This is a genomic window from Mycobacterium sp. SMC-15 (genome assembly GCF_045310925.1).
In the GTDB taxonomy this organism is placed as follows: domain Bacteria; phylum Actinomycetota; class Actinomycetes; order Mycobacteriales; family Mycobacteriaceae; genus Mycobacterium.
On the sequence record NZ_JBJIAJ010000003.1, the window covers coordinates 131,554 to 145,670 of the forward strand.

Annotated in this window: 13 protein-coding genes; 10 read left to right on the top strand and 3 right to left on the bottom strand. The window is 66.6% G+C overall.

Features of this window, described 5'->3' with window-relative positions; all coding sequences use genetic code 11:
- Positions 1-2 precede the first annotated feature (2 nt).
- Genes ACJH71_RS05615 through ACJH71_RS05625 form a run of 3 tightly spaced genes read left to right on the top strand, consistent with a single transcriptional unit; the run spans position 3 to position 1,851 of the window.
- A complete protein-coding gene (locus ACJH71_RS05615; protein ID WP_406757258.1) occupies positions 3-575 on the top strand; it encodes an isochorismatase family protein in 573 nt (190 codons plus the stop codon).
- Entirely contained in the window at positions 575-1,375 is an 801-nt protein-coding gene (locus ACJH71_RS05620) for a nuclear transport factor 2 family protein (RefSeq protein WP_406757034.1), read from the top strand. Before ACJH71_RS05615 ends, ACJH71_RS05620 begins: the two co-directional genes overlap by 1 nt.
- 32 nt (positions 1,376-1,407) lie before the next feature.
- On the top strand, positions 1,408-1,851 hold the full coding sequence (locus tag ACJH71_RS05625) for a molybdopterin-binding protein (protein WP_406757035.1): 444 nt from the start codon (positions 1,408-1,410) through the stop codon (positions 1,849-1,851).
- A 1-nt stretch (position 1,852) separates the two neighbouring features.
- On the opposite strand, the gene ACJH71_RS05630 is transcribed toward ACJH71_RS05625, so the two are convergent.
- The gene (locus ACJH71_RS05630) at positions 1,853-2,206 is read right to left on the bottom strand and encodes a DoxX family protein (RefSeq protein WP_406757036.1); all 354 of its coding nucleotides are present in this window, start codon (positions 2,204-2,206) and stop codon (positions 1,853-1,855) included.
- A 72-nt stretch (positions 2,207-2,278) separates the two neighbouring features.
- Between ACJH71_RS05630 and ACJH71_RS05635 the strand changes: the two genes are divergently transcribed.
- The 7 genes from ACJH71_RS05635 to ACJH71_RS05665 all read left to right on the top strand — a co-directional run bounded on the left by ACJH71_RS05635 (position 2,279) and on the right by ACJH71_RS05665 (position 10,079).
- Entirely contained in the window at positions 2,279-3,166 is an 888-nt protein-coding gene (locus ACJH71_RS05635) for a sigma-70 family RNA polymerase sigma factor (protein ID WP_406757037.1), read from the top strand.
- A 187-nt stretch (positions 3,167-3,353) separates the two neighbouring features.
- Positions 3,354-4,016 carry an ATP-binding cassette domain-containing protein gene (locus ACJH71_RS05640; RefSeq protein WP_406757259.1) on the top strand — a complete coding sequence of 221 codons (663 nt, stop codon included), beginning with the start codon at positions 3,354-3,356 and terminating at the stop codon, positions 4,014-4,016.
- Positions 4,017-4,018: 2 nt separating this feature from the next.
- Complete coding sequence (locus tag ACJH71_RS05645) at positions 4,019-5,932, top strand: YhgE/Pip family protein (RefSeq protein WP_406757038.1); 1,914 nt, start codon at positions 4,019-4,021, stop codon at positions 5,930-5,932.
- A gap of 11 nt (positions 5,933-5,943) precedes the next feature.
- Positions 5,944-7,284 (top strand): ABC transporter substrate-binding protein, encoded by a 1,341-nt coding sequence (locus tag ACJH71_RS05650; protein ID WP_406757039.1) that lies wholly within the window; start codon positions 5,944-5,946, stop codon positions 7,282-7,284.
- Positions 7,281-8,165 carry a carbohydrate ABC transporter permease gene (locus ACJH71_RS05655; RefSeq protein WP_406757040.1) on the top strand — a complete coding sequence of 295 codons (885 nt, stop codon included), beginning with the start codon at positions 7,281-7,283 and terminating at the stop codon, positions 8,163-8,165. Before ACJH71_RS05650 ends, ACJH71_RS05655 begins: the two co-directional genes overlap by 4 nt.
- Positions 8,162-9,001: a carbohydrate ABC transporter permease gene (locus ACJH71_RS05660; protein ID WP_406757041.1), complete on the top strand. Its 840-nt coding sequence runs from the start codon at positions 8,162-8,164 to the stop codon at positions 8,999-9,001. The genes ACJH71_RS05655 and ACJH71_RS05660 overlap by 4 nt, the downstream gene beginning before the upstream one ends.
- Before the next feature lie 13 nt (positions 9,002-9,014).
- Positions 9,015-10,079: an ABC transporter ATP-binding protein gene (locus ACJH71_RS05665; protein ID WP_406757042.1), complete on the top strand. Its 1,065-nt coding sequence runs from the start codon at positions 9,015-9,017 to the stop codon at positions 10,077-10,079.
- Here the strand turns inward: ACJH71_RS05665 and ACJH71_RS05670 are convergent.
- Together ACJH71_RS05670 and acnA are read right to left on the bottom strand one after the other, a co-directional pair.
- Positions 9,963-11,075, bottom strand: coding sequence for a tellurite resistance/C4-dicarboxylate transporter family protein (locus tag ACJH71_RS05670; RefSeq protein ID WP_406757260.1), 1,113 nt, complete (start codon positions 11,073-11,075; stop codon positions 9,963-9,965). The two genes, ACJH71_RS05665 and ACJH71_RS05670, sit on opposite strands and share 117 nt — an antisense overlap.
- Positions 11,076-11,280: 205 nt before the next feature.
- A complete protein-coding gene (gene acnA / locus ACJH71_RS05675; protein ID WP_406757043.1) occupies positions 11,281-14,079 on the bottom strand; it encodes an aconitate hydratase AcnA in 2,799 nt (932 codons plus the stop codon).
- Between the last annotated feature and the right edge of the window lie 38 nt (positions 14,080-14,117).

Genomic DNA, 14,117 nt, shown 5'->3' on the forward strand with positions numbered 1-14,117 from the left:
GGATGCGGGCGCTGGTCATCGTCGATGTGCAGAACGATTTCTGCGATGGGGGAGCGATCCCGGTGGCCGGCGCCGTGGCCGTCGCACAGGAGATCAGCCGCTACCTGGACAGCCCCGCCGGCAAGACCCGCTACGCGCACGTGGTGGCCACAAAGGATTGGCACATCGACCCCGGAGCGCATTTCTCCGAGCATCCGGACTGCCAGACGTCCTGGCCGCCGCACTGCGTCGCGGGCAGCCCCGGTGCGCAATTTCATCCCGCACTGAGCACCGACCGGATCGAAGCGGTCTTCAAAAAGGGCGCTTACGACGCCGGATACAGCGGCTTCGAGGGTGTCGATGACCAGGGCACCTCGCTGGGCGATTGGCTGCATCATCGCAAGGTGCGAGATGTCGACGTGGTCGGTGTCGCAACCGATCACTGCGTGGGCGCTACCGCCAAAGACGCTGTGCGCGCGGGGTTTTCCACCTCCGTGTTGTCGCGCCTGACCGCGGGCACCTCCGCCGAGTCGACCGTCGCCGCGCTGGCGGCAATGCGCGGCGCCGGAGTCACTGTGATGGAGGAGGCGATCTGATGACCGACACCCAGGCCACGGAGCTGCTGGCCGCAGTCGAGCAATCGCCGGCCGCGGCGGCCGCCCACGATAGGGCCGGTTGGGCAGGGCTGTTCACTGCCGACGGCCGTGTGGAGGATCCGGTGGGTTCGCGCCCGCACGTCGGCCCCGAGCAGATCGGCCGGTTCTACGACACGTTCATCGGTCCGCGCGACATCACCTTCCATCGTGATCTGGACATTGTGCGCGGGACGACGGTCGTTCGGGATCTGCAGCTCGAAGTCGCGATGGGACCGTCGGTCACCATGCACATTCCCGCGATTCTGCGCTATGACCTGCACGAATCGGCCGGCGGCTGGGAGCTGCAGCGCCTGCGTGCCTACTGGGAACTGCCGGCCATGGTGGGGCAATTCCTCGGCAACGGTGTCGCCGCACTGCCCGCCGGGATCGGGTTGTCCCGGTCGCTGCTGCGCAATCAGCGACTGGCCGGCGCCGCCGGATTCGTTTCCGGGTTCCGCCGTCCGGGCAGCAGGGGTAAGAAGTCGGTAGAAACATTCCTGTCGGCGATCGCAGCGGGCAACACCGCTACCGCCAGGGGTCTGCTATCACCCAGTGCCACAGTCACTTACGGTGACGACACCGCTGTGGACCTGGCCGAGCTCGGCACGCAGATCGCCGGCGCACGCCTGACCAAGATGCTGGCCGCCGGCAGCACCGTGGCGGTGTCGATCACCTCGGCGCAGCGACGCGCCGTGCTGTTCTTCGACGTCATCGGCCGCGGCGCGCCGATCAGCAAGGTCCGGTATTTCCCAGGAGCCTGATGAGGCGCGACAGCGGCGATAAACTCACCTACGTGCCGAGCTTTCGAATTGCCGAAGTCGCCGAGCTCCTCGGGGTCAGCGACGACACCGTTCGCCGATGGATCGACTCTGGTCGCCTGTCGCTGACGACGGGCAGTGGGCCCCGCATGGTCGACGGTGCCGAGCTGGCTCGGTTCGCCCAGGAGCGCGCTGCCGTCGAACCGGTGTCACGCAATCCCGTGGTCGGCCAGTCGGCGCGCAACCGGATGGTCGGGTTGGTCACCAAGGTCACCCGCGACACGGTGATGGCACAGGTCGAGGTTCAGGCCGGCCCGTTCCGGTTGGTCTCGCTGGTCAGCAGGGAGGCCGCCGACGAACTGCAGCTGCAGCCCGGCAGCCTGGTCGTCGCCTCGGTCAAGGCCACCAACGTCGTCGTCGAACTGCCACGACGCGCCGGCGCGGCCAGCCACACCGACCCGGCGTCGGAATTCGGATAGGTCACGCCAGCAGGATCGCCAGCGACGCCGTCGACAGCGCCAGGTAGGCGGCCGGGAATCCGATGTTGGACAGCACCCCGGCCCGAATGTGGGTCACGACGGCCCCGATGAAGTAGGCGACCAGCCCGGCCGCGGCGGCGACACCGAGCAGCGGGATTCCTGCCAGGCCGACGAGCAGGCCGGCGCCGCCGGCCAGTTTCAGTCCGCCCAACAGCGGCAACCAGGACCGCGGCACACCCACCCGCGCGGAATTGGCCAGGACGAACTGCGCCGGAATGAAGTCGGGTACGGCAATGGCGATGGTGGTGACCGCGGTGACCACGATGGTCACCAGATAGATCGTCTGTACGCTCATGGTGTTGCTCTTCCTGTCGTCGGTGGATCTGGCTCTATCCCTGTGACGACTCCCGAACGGGAAAGGTGACCCATGGGCAACACCGACGTTTTGGCCCTGCGGTTCGAGGACAACCGCCGACATCTGCATTCGGTGGCGTTTCATCTGCTCGGCTCGGCGGCAGACGCCGACGACGCCGTCCAATCCGCCTGGCTGAAGGCCAGCAGTGCCGACTTCGCCGCGGTGGACAATCTGCCTGGATGGCTCACCACGATCACCGCACGCACCGCGATCGACCAGTTGCGGGCACGCTCACGCCGCATTGAGCAATCACTGTCGGATGCACCCGAGTGGGACAGCGCCCCAGCCTTGGCCGTACCGGCCGCCGACGAGGAGGTGCTGCGTGCCGAGGAGGTCAGCCGCGCGCTGCTGGTGGTGCTGGACCGGCTGTCACCGGCACAGCGCGTTGCCTTCGTGCTGCACGACGTGTTCGACGTGCCGTTCGAGCAGATCGCCGGATTACTCGACCGCTCACCGGATGCCGCCAAGAAACTGGCCAGCCGTGCCCGGGCCCGATTGCAGGCCGGCCCGGCTGAGCAACCGCGACACCGCACCGAACATCTCGAGGTCGTGAGCGCCTTCCTGGCCGCCTCGCGCGGTGGCGACATCCCGGCCCTGTTGGAGTTGTTGGCGCCCGACGTCGTGCGGCGTGTCGACCCGGTGCTGATACCTGCCGGCGCGCCCATCGAGATGCGCGGCGCCGGGGATGTCGCCACCGAGACCCGGCAGTTCACCCGGCGGGCACGAGCCGGTGCCGTGCTGCTCATCGATGGTGCTCCGGGCATCGCGATCGCGCCCGGTGGTCGCCTGCTGGCCCTGTTGCGCATTGGAATCGGCGCCGACGGGCGCATCCACACCATTGATATCGCCGGCGATCCGGAGCGGTTACGCGCCGCGACGCTGCAACTCCCGCAGACCTGATCCGCTGCAAGAACACGTGACGGCCGCCCATGGCGGCGGGTTCTGCTTTGATGGGTCACGCGAACCGATGTGAGGGGGACGTCCGGTGCCAGACGAAACGACGGCCGCAGGGCAGACAACGGCTGCGGGTGAGACAGCAGCAGCGGCGCAGCCACCGGCCGCGGCGGTAGTGGCGCGCGGCATCACGATGACCGGGCCGTGGGGGCGCGTCTTCGGACCGCTCGATTTGGACGTCCCGGCCGGCGGCACCACCGTGCTGGTCGGACCTCCGGGGTCGGGTCGCACCGCCCTGATGATGAACCTGGCCGGCCGGATGAAACCGTCGTCGGGCACGCTCACCGTCCTCGGGCGCAGCAAAGCCCGCGACATCTTCGACGTCGCTGCCCTGGCCGGGATCGAACAGCTCGACGCGATTTTCGAGTCGGTGACGGTCGCGGACCTGATCACCGAACAGATCCGCTGGGATGCACCCTGGTATCAGTTGGTCCGCCGTGCCGGGGATGCCGAACGCGACGCGATCTGCGGCCCGGTCTTCGGCGACCTGCCGGTACCCCAACTGCACGATTACGTCGAGCATCTCGACGAAATGACCGGGCTGTTGTTGCGCATCGCACTGGCCAACACCGCACGTCCACCACTGCTGGTGGTCGGCAGCATCGATGAGATCAAAAACAGCCGCGATCGCGCCATCCTGCTTACGCGGCTGGTCGCGCTGGGGGAGAAGCAGACCGTGATCACCTCGTCGGCCAATCCGATTCCAGACGGGTTCGGGCTCGCCGGGCAGATCACCGTCGACCGTCTGGAGCGCGCGGAGCTCGTTCCCGGCCGACACGAGAAGGGGAACCGCTGACCATGCTCGCCGGAATGTCATTGGGCACCGACCTCAAACGCTATTCGCGCGGCACCATGCCGCGGCTGGCCCTGATCACCATCATTGTGCTGCCGCTGCTCTACGGCGCGATGTATCTGTGGGCGTTCTGGAATCCGTTCGCCGCCATCGACAAGATCCCGGTCGCCCTGGTCAATGAGGACACCGGCGCCGTGGTCTCGGGTGAACAGTTGCATGCCGGTGACGAGGTCACCCGGGCGCTGATCGACTCCAAGCAGCTCGATCTGCATCAGGTGTCGGAAAGCGAGGCCGTCAAAGGAGTTTCCGACGGAACCTATTACTTCTCGATCACCTTGCCGTCCGACTTCAGCACGGCGGTGGTGTCCCCGGCGGGCCCGAACCCGCAGAAAGCGCAGATCCAGTTCCGCTTCAACGACGCCAACAACTACCTGGCCTCGGTCATGGGGCAGAACGCCGCCCGCGAGGTGCTCAACGAGGTGAGCGCCAAGGTCGGCCAACAGGTGATCGGTACCGCGCTGACCCAGGTGACCGAGGAGGTCAAGAAGGCCGCCGACGGCGCGGGCCAACTCGCTGACGGCTCAAAGACGTTGGCCGACAACATGGGAACGGCCCGTGACGGTTCGGCCGCGCTCGCCGACGGAATCCGTCAGCTGTCGAGCGGTGTTCACAACGCCACCGATCCGCTGCTCAAGATGACCGATGACCTGGCCGCTATGGGCTTCGACCCGAACGCCGCCGGCGCGGCCGCCGCCAGCCTCAGCGGCAACCTCAAGACGGTGAGTGACCGGATCGCGTCGCTCAACGTCAACTACCAACAGGCCGCCGGAATCGTCAACCAGGTGGTGGACGGGCTGCGCGCCAACCCCGACCCGGCGGTGCGCGGACTCGGTGACACCCTTGCCGGCGCGCAGCGCCTGCTCGACGTGCAGGGCCTGGACCCGGCCACCGACGAGGGCCTGGCCAACCTCCGCGCCGATACCCAACAGCTGGAGAACGATCTGGCCAATCCCAGCAGCGGACTGCGCACCTTCATGACCCACGCCCTCGACGGCGGCCTCAAAACGGATGTGCTCGCGCTGCGTGACGGGGCCACCGCGCTGGTAGCCGGTGCGAACCAGCTCAGCGACGGCCTGGGCCAATTGACCGACGGCAGTAATCAGCTCAAGGACGGTGCTGGGCAGCTGGCGTCGGGACTGGGCGAGGCCGACCAGCGTGCGTCCACCATCACCGACCAGCAGCGTGTCGAGGTGTCGGCAATCCTGGCCAGCCCGGTCGGGGTGGACATGGACTTCACCCATCACGCCGCCACGTTCGGCACCGGGTTCGCCCCGTTCTTCTTGCCGCTGGCGCTGTTCATCGGCTCGCTGATTGTGTGGATGTTGTTGACTCCGCTGCAGACTCGCGCCATCGTCAACGGTCTTGGAGCGCTGCGGGTGGTGCTCGCGTCCTACTGGCCGGCCCTGCTGCTGGGCGTATGCCAGGTCTTGCTGATGTACACGGTGGTGCACTTCGGGGTGGGGTTGCAGGCCCGGCACGCCCTGGGCATGGTCGCCTTCCTGGCGTTGATCGCCGCGTCATTCCTGGCGATGATCCAGGCGTTCAACGCCGTACTCGGTGTGGCCGTGGGCCGGGTGTTCACCCTGGCCTTCCTGATGTTCCAGCTGGTGTCGTCCGGCGGGGTGTATCCGGTGGAGACGACGGCGAAACCGTTCCAGATACTGCATCCCTACGACCCGATGACCTACGCCGTCAACGGGCTGCGCCAGCTGACCGTCGGCGGCATCGACGAACGACTGTGGACGTCGGTGGCCGTACTGGCGGGGATCCTGGTGGTGTCACTGGTTGCCAGCTCCTGGGCCGCGCGCCGAGATCGCCAGTTCACCCTCGAACGCCTCTACCCGCCGATCGAAGTCTGACGGTTTCGCGGGTGCCGCCCTCCGGTGCACGATCGCTCACGCGACGCAGCCTGCTGCGCGGCGCCGGAGCGATCGGGGCCGCAGCGCTGCTGCCCGCAACGTCGGCCTGCGGCAGCGACGACGACGCACTGACCTTCTTTTTCGCGGCCAACCCCGAAGAGGCCGACGCCCGGATGCGGATCGTCAACGCGTTCGGACGCGAGCACCCCGATATCCGGGTGCGCACGATCCTGGCCGGCGGCGACCCGACCCAACAGATGTCGACGTTCTGCGCCGGTGGGAAATGCCCGGACGTGCTGATGGCCTGGGAGTTCAACTACGCCGGACTTGCCGACCGCGGCGTGCTGGCAGACCTGAACACCCTGCTGGATCGGGATCGGCAGTTCGCGGCGGCGTTGCGCGCCGACAGCATCCCCGCGCTGTATGAGACGTTCGGCTTCAACGGCGGCCAGTACGCGTTCCCGGAGCAGTGGTCGGGTGCGTTCCTGTTCTACAACACCAGGATCTTCGCCGAGGCCGGTGTGCCGCCACCGCCGGGCCGCTGGGACACGCCCTGGACGTTCGACGAGTTCCTGACCACCGCTGCCGCACTCACCGAACGGTCCGGTAATGGCCGAGTCACCCAGTGGGGCTTCGTCGACACCTGGTCGCCGCCGTATTCGGCAGCGCTGTTCGGCATGAACAACGGAGTGCCGTGGGCGGTGCCGCGAGTCAACCCGACCCACCTGAACTTCGACAACGATGACTTTCTCGCCGGGATCCAGTTCTACGCAGACTTATCCAACGTGCATCGCGTGGCGCCCGCCGCCGCGGACACCCAGTCGATCTCCACCATGGGCCTGTTCACCGCGGGCAACGCGGCGATGGCGCTCGGCGGACACTGGCGCTACCAGACCTTTGCGCAAGCCGACGACCTGGATTTCGACGTGGCGGTGCTGCCGACCGGCCCGGCTGCCGCGGCCAAGGGCATCGCGGCCCGATCCGCCATCGGCAGCACCGGTCTGGCCATCGCCGCCGACAGCCGCCACCGGGAACAGGCCTGGGAATTCGTCAAATTCGCGGCGGGGCCGATAGGGCAGTCGCTGATCGGGGAGTCCGGACTGTTCGTACCGGTGCTGCGATCGGCGATCGACTCACCCGGATTCACCGCCGCCCACACCGGAATCCGCAACCTTGCGGTGCTGACCGGCGGCCCGGCGCATTCGGAAGGACTGCCGATCTCCCCGGACTGGCAGAAAGTTCACGCCCTGATGGACCGTGCCATCGGGCCGGTACTGCGCGGCAAGCGGCCCGCGACTTCTCTGAAACGAGGGCTTACGCCGCAGATCGACGAAGTGCTGGCCACCGCATGAACCCCACCCGCAGACGAGCACGCGCAGCACGCTGGTTCATCGCCCCGAACCTCGCGGCGGTGGCGGTGTTCATGGCGTTCCCACTGGCGTTCTCGCTCTACATGAGCTTCCAGCGTTGGGATCTGTTCACTCCGCCGAGCTTTGTCGGCGCCACCAACTACCGCGACCTGTTCACCGGTGATCCGTTGTTCGGCATCGCGGTGCGCAACACGACGGTGTTCACCCTGGGCACCGTGATTCCCACAGTGCTGATCAGTCTGGCAGTGGCGGGACTGCTGAACCGGAAGATCAAGGGTATCGGTCTGTTTCGGGCCATCGCCTTTCTCCCGTTGGCGGTGTCCTCTGTGGTGATCGCGGTGGTGTGGCAGTTCGTGTTCAACACCGACAGTGGACTGCTCAACATCATGCTCAGCTGGTTCGGCATCGCACCGGTGCCGTGGCTGACCGAACCGCACTGGGCGATGGCCTCGTTGTGTCTGGTGAGCATCTGGAAGAGCGTGCCGTTCGCGACGGTGATCCTGTTGGCGGCCATGCAAGGTGTGCCCGACTCCCTGCACGAGGCGGCGCGTATTGACGGCGCCGGGGAGGTGCGGCGCTTCGTGTCGATCACCGTGCCGATGATCCGCGGGGCGGTGTGGTTCGTGGTGGTGATCTCGGTGATCAACGCATTCCAGGCCTTCGATCTGGTCTACGTGCTCACCGGCAGCAGCGGCGGGCCCGAGACCGGCACCTACGTGTTGGCCATCATGTTGTTCCAGCAGGCCTTTGCCTTCCTGGACTTCGGGTACGCGTCCGCGCTGGCCTGGGTGATGTTTGCCGTACTGCTGGTCCTGACCGTCGTCCAGCTGCGCTTGTCGCGACGGAATGCGGTGGACCAGTGACCCGCCCACCGGCGCGGCACCGCATCGCCGGACTGCTGGGCGTCTACGCCGGGTTGGGCGCGGTCACCGCCTGCGCGTTGTTCCCGATCCTGTGGGCGTTGTCGGGCTCCCTGAAGCGCCAGGCTGAGATCAGCCAGCCGCTGTTGTTGCCGGCCCATCCGCAGTGGTCGAACTACGTCGAGGTGTTCACCCGAATGCCGTTCTGGCGGATGCTGTTCAACACCATCCTCTACGCCGGTTGTGTGACGGCCGGACAGGTCTTCTTCTGTTCGCTGGCCGGTTATGCCTTCGCCCGGCTGCCCTTCACCGGCCGTGACACCCTCTTCGTGCTCTATCTGGCGACGCTGATGGTCCCGTTGACGGTCACGGTGATTCCGCAGTTCATCTTGATGCGCGTGTTCGGGTGGACCGACACGATGTGGGCGATGATCATCCCCGGGCTGTTCGGCAGCGCGTTCGGCACCTACCTGATGCGGCAGTTCTTCGCCACCCTGCCCATCGACCTGGAGGAGGCCGCGATCTTGGACGGCTGCTCGCCGTGGACGATCTATCGGCGGATTCTGTTGCCGCACGCCAAACCTGCGGTGATGGTGCTGGCGGTGCTGACCTGGATCAATGTCTGGAATGACTTCCTGTGGCCGCTGCTGATGATTCAGCGCAAGGGCATCGCCACCCTGACCCTCGGATTGGTGTGGATGCAGGGGGAGTATGTCGCCGAATGGCCGGTGCTGATGGCGGCATCCATGCTGATGCTGGCCCCGCTGGTGATCATCTACGCGATCGCCCAGCGGGCCTTCGTCAGCGGGATCGCGGCCACCGGCTTCGGTGGACGGTAGTCAGGAGAACGCATTGGCTTCAGTGACCTTCGACGCGGTGACCCGACGCTACCCGGGTGCCGACCGCCCCGCCCTCGACGCGTTGAGCCTCACGGTCGAAGACGGTGAGTTCATGGTGCTGGTCGGGCCGTCCGGGTGCGGCAAGACGACGACGCTGCGGATGTTGGCCGGCCTGGAACCCGTTGACGCCGGTCAGATCTACATCGGCGATCACGACGTCACCGCCACCGACCCTGGCCATCGCGACATCGCCATGGTGTTCCAGAACTATGCCCTGTATCCGCACATGACTGTGGCGCAGAACATGGGTTTCGCCCTCAAAGTCGCCAAAACCCCCAAGGCCGAGATCCGCGCCCGGGTGGCCGAAGCCGCCCAACTGCTGGGCCTGGCAGAACTTTTGGGGCGCAAGCCCAAGGACCTCTCCGGCGGCGAACGCCAACGAGTCGCGATGGGCCGAGCGATCGTGCGACGGCCGCAGGTCTTCTTGATGGACGAGCCACTGTCGAACCTGGACGCCATGTTGCGGGTGCAGACCCGCAACCAAATCGCCGAGCTGCAGCGGCGGCTGGGGATCACCACGGTCTATGTCACCCACGATCAGGTGGAGGCCATGACGATGGGCGATCGGGTCGCGGTATTGCGCGACGGGGTACTGCAGCAATGCGCGCCGCCGCGTGAGCTCTACCGGACCCCGGCCAACGTGTTCGTCGCCGGATTCATCGGGTCTCCCGCGATGAACCTGTTCACCGTTCCCGTCGTCAACGGCGCGGTGTCGCTGAGCGAGTGTCAGATCGACATTCCGGCGGAGATATTTTCTGCTGCACAACAGGTGGTCGTCGGTATTCGACCCGAGCACCTGCAGATCGCCGATCGCGGGATCGGCGTCGACGTGGACTTCGTCGAAGAACTGGGCGCCGACACCTACCTGTACGGCGCGACGGATGACCCGCAATCCCCGCAATCAGTGGTCGCCCGGGTTCCCGGTAACACCGAGGTGCGGCGAGGCGCCCGGTTGTCGCTGGGCTTCGACGTGACCGATCTGCACTTCTTCGGCACCGACGGCGCCCGGCTCGGGTGAGCGACCGTCCATCAGCTTGACGCCGCGACCGGGCCCGAGGGTGATCACCAGGTGGTGCAGCATCAGGATGAACGTAATGCTCCAGGCGGCCAGCGCGATCCAGCTCTCGACCGATCCGATGTAGTAGACGATCGGTAGATGGTCCGCCTGCCCCAGGTAGTGGCTGCCCACCCCGTACATGCCCAGCGGGAAGATCACGCTCCACCACGGCGCTTCGTAGCGCAGTGGAACCCGATGCACGACGTGGCGCCACACTCCGGCGGCGATCATCGGCGGGATCAGCCAGGTGCCGAACGCCCAGAAGACCACGGACGTGCCAGCGATCAGACCGCGAGTGGCGTGCACCATCGGCGCCTCGGCCATCTCGACGATGTGGGCACCGGCCAGCACGGTGATCGCGGTGGCGCCCATCGCCACCCAGTACTGCGGAACGAGGTCTTCGGGAAGCAGCGGGTAGAGCAGCAGTCGCAGGGCCACAAAGATTCCGGCGGCGCCGTAGAGGAATACGCCGACCGACCAGGACGTCACGGCGAGCAGCGCCAGGCTTTGGCGCCACGGCTCGGACACCTCCACCTCGAGCACCGCGGCCAACACCGCGATGGACTGGCTGGCCACCACCCAGATGAACCAGGTGCCGTTGGCCCGGCGCACCACCGGCCGCTCCGCGGTCCCCAGCACCGCTGTCCACGGAATGAGATAACCCAGCACCAGCCAGGCCAGCGTGCTGACCACCAGCAGGCCGACCGCGACACTGCTGTGTCCGTCGATGACCAGCCGGGCTCCCAGCACATTGGTGGCGGACACGAACGTGAAGAAGCCGAACGCGCGGCCGGAATCGTAGAGATCGGCCAGGAATTCGCGACGGAAGCAGGCGACGCGCACTGTCGATACCACGATCAACACCAGGTAGGAGGCCACTGTCACCCACAGCAGCAGCACCGAAACCCCGTGGGATTTCTGGTGGTACATCGCTGTCGACACCATGCCGCTGGCCATCACCAGTGCGAAGTAGCCCGGGTTGAGCGTGCGGACCGCCTCACGGGTCCCGGTTGTCTGCCCCGTCGTCACTGCGCCACCGGTCCCAGTCCCTCACGTTGCCCACCGAAATCGTGTCTCGGTATACCACCGGGCCAATCCCACGTTGGCGGATTACGGGCAACCAACACCGATCTCTACGCTGCCCAACAGTGGAAGCCCGGCGTCAATCGAGCAATTGCCGCAGCACGTATTGCATGATGCCGCCGTGCCGGTAGTAGTCGGCTTCGCCGGGGGTGTCGATGCGCACCGTCGCATCGAATTCGATATCACCGGCCTGGACATGCACGGTGTCGGGGATGGTGTCGCTCAGTGCGGTGACCCCGGTGATGTCGAAGGTCTCTTCACCGGATAGGCCCAGCGAATCCGCGTCGGCGCCGTCGGGGAACTGCAGGGGGAGCACCCCCATCCCGATCAGGTTGGATCGGTGGATGCGCTCGTAGGACACCGCCAGCACCGCCCGCACGCCGAGCAGCACGGTGCCCTTGGCGGCCCAGTCACGCGAGGAGCCGGATCCGTATTCCTTACCGGCCAGAATCACCAGGGGAGTGCCGGCTCCGAGGTAGTTCACCGACGCGTCGTAGATGGTGCTGACGGGGCCGTCGGCCCGCGTGAAGTCGCGGGTGAAGCCCCCTTCGGTACCGGGCGCCAATTCGTTGCGCAGCCGTACATTGGCGAACGTGCCGCGGATCATCACCTCGTGGTTGCCGCGCCGCGAGCCGTAGGAGTTGAAGTCCTTGCGTTCGATTCCATGCTCCGACAGGTATTTTCCGGCGGGCGAGTCGTAGCGGATGGATCCGGCCGGGCTGATGTGGTCGGTGGTGACCGAGTCACCGAGCTTGGCCAGCACCCGGGCGCCGGTGATATCGGTGAGCGGCGCCGGGTCGCGGGTCATGCCGTCGAAGTACGGGGGCTGGCGCACGTAGGTGGAATCCGGTGCCCAAGAGAAGGTGTCGGTGTCGGGGACGTCCAGGGAACGCCAGCGCTCGTCGCCGGTGAAAACGTCGGCGTAGCTGGAGGTGAACATCTCGGCCTGCAGGTTGTCGTCGACCACGGCGGCAATCTCGTCGGTGGTGGGCCAGATGTCGCGCAGGTACACCGGTTCCCCGTCACTGCCGGTGCCCAGCGGATCGGTCAGCAGGTTGACGCGCAGTGTTCCGGCCAGGGCGTAGGCGACCACCAGGGGCGGGGAGGCCAGGAAGTTCATTCGGACCTCGGGGTGGATGCGGCCCTCGAAGTTGCGGTTTCCCGACAGCACCGAGCACACGGTCAGGTCGTTGTCGATGACGGCCTTACTCACCTCGGGGATCAGCGGTCCTGAATTGCCGATGCAGGTGGTGCAGCCGTAGCCGACCAGGTTGAAACCGAGCTTGTCCAGGTAGGGGGTCAGGCCCGCCCGCTCGTAGTAGTCGGTGACCACCCGCGACCCGGGCGCCAGGGTGGTCTTCACCCACGGCTTACGCGACAGCCCCTTGTCGACGGCGTTGCGCGCCAGCAGTGCCGCGCCGACCATCACCGAGGGGTTCGAGGTGTTGGTGCACGAGGTGATCGCGGCGATCACCACGTCACCGTTGTCGATCTCGGTGCGGGTGCCGTCGGCGAGTTCGATCGGCTTGGCATCGGTCCGCCAGGGGAGCTTGTCGCCACCGGCCCACTGCTCCCGCGGCTTGCCTTCGGATTGCGATTCACCGAACGCGATTGGGTCGCTGGCCGGGAACGACGCCGCCGACGCCTTGTCCAGGTCGGACAGGGCCTGAGCGGTGGTTTCGGCGCCGTCGAGCAGCGCAGCGACGGTGTGCGGGGCCAACCGCAGCGGAATGCGGTCCTGTGGGCGTTTGGGGCCGGCGATCGACGGCTCAACACTGCTCAGATCCAGTTCCAGCGTCTGCGAATAGACCGGTTCGCGATCCGGGTCATGCCACATGCCCTGCTCTTTGGTGTAGGCCTCCACCAGCTTGATCTGATGCTCGGAGCGGCCGGTCAGGCGCAGGTAATCGCAGGTGACGCGGTCGACCGGGAAGATCGCGCAGGTGGCCCCGTACTCCGGGCTCATATTGCCGATCGTGGCCCGATTCGCCAGCGGGACATTGGCCACGCCAGGGCCGAAGAACTCGACGAACTTACCGACCACCCCGGTGGCGCGCAGCAGCTCTGCGACCGTCAAGACCAGGTCGGTGGCGGTGGTGCCGGGCTGCAGTTCCCCGGAAAGTTTCAGTCCGACCACCGGTGGGATCAGCATGCTCATCGGTTGGCCGAGCATGGCCGCTTCGGCCTCGATCCCGCCCACACCCCAACCCAGCACGCCAAGGCCGTTGACCATCGGGGTGTGCGAGTCGGTGCCGACCAGGGTGTCCGGGTAAGCCAGCGGCCCGTCGGCACTGTCGCGAGTGAAGACCACCCGCGCCAGGTACTCCAGATTCACCTGATGGCAGATACCGGTGTCGGGTGGAACCACGGAGAAGTCATCGAACGCCTGCTGGCCCCAGCGCAGCAGCTGATAGCGCTCGGCATTGCGCTCGAACTCCAGCTCGGCATTGATCGCGAACGCGTCGGTGCGGCCGAAGACGTCGGCGATTACCGAGTGGTCGATCACCAGCTCGGTGGGGCACAGCGGGTTGATACGGGTGGTCTTGCCGCCCAGCTCGGCGATCGCGTCGCGCATCGCGACCAGGTCGACCACACACGGCACCCCGGTGAAGTCCTGCATCAACACCCGCGCCGGCGTGTAGGCGATCTCGCGGCCGTGCGCGGCGCTCGGGTCCCAGGCGGCCATCGCGCTGACCTGCTCGGCCGTCACCAGCCGGCCGTCTTCGTTGCGCAGCAGGTTCTCCAGCAGAACCTTGAGACTGTAGGGAAGTCGCGCCGAGCCATCGACGCGATCGAGCCGCCGGATCTGATAGGCGGTGTCGTTAACGGTCAGCCGGCCTCGGGTTCCGAAGCTGTCGAGGTTACGGTCTGCGGCCATCGTGGGCCCCTCTCACCAGGCGGATCGGTTACCACCGA

Bases quoted from the DNA above. Each gene is read 5' to 3' on its own strand.
- ACJH71_RS05615 (WP_406757258.1), top strand. From the start codon at position 3: ATGCGGGCGCTGGTCATCGTCGATGTGCAGAACGATTTCTGCGATGGG.
- ACJH71_RS05620 (WP_406757034.1), top strand. From the start codon at position 575: ATGACCGACACCCAGGCCACGGAGCTGCTGGCCGCAGTCGAGCAATCG.
- ACJH71_RS05630 (WP_406757036.1), bottom strand. From the start codon at position 2,206: ATGAGCGTACAGACGATCTATCTGGTGACCATCGTGGTCACCGCGGTC.
- ACJH71_RS05635 (WP_406757037.1), top strand. From the start codon at position 2,279: ATGGGCAACACCGACGTTTTGGCCCTGCGGTTCGAGGACAACCGCCGA.
- ACJH71_RS05640 (WP_406757259.1), top strand. From the start codon at position 3,354: ATGACCGGGCCGTGGGGGCGCGTCTTCGGACCGCTCGATTTGGACGTC.
- ACJH71_RS05645 (WP_406757038.1), top strand. From the start codon at position 4,019: ATGCTCGCCGGAATGTCATTGGGCACCGACCTCAAACGCTATTCGCGC.
- ACJH71_RS05655 (WP_406757040.1), top strand. From the start codon at position 7,281: ATGAACCCCACCCGCAGACGAGCACGCGCAGCACGCTGGTTCATCGCC.
- ACJH71_RS05670 (WP_406757260.1), bottom strand. From the start codon at position 11,075: ATGGCCAGCGGCATGGTGTCGACAGCGATGTACCACCAGAAATCCCAC.
- acnA (WP_406757043.1), bottom strand. From the start codon at position 14,079: ATGGCCGCAGACCGTAACCTCGACAGCTTCGGAACCCGAGGCCGGCTG.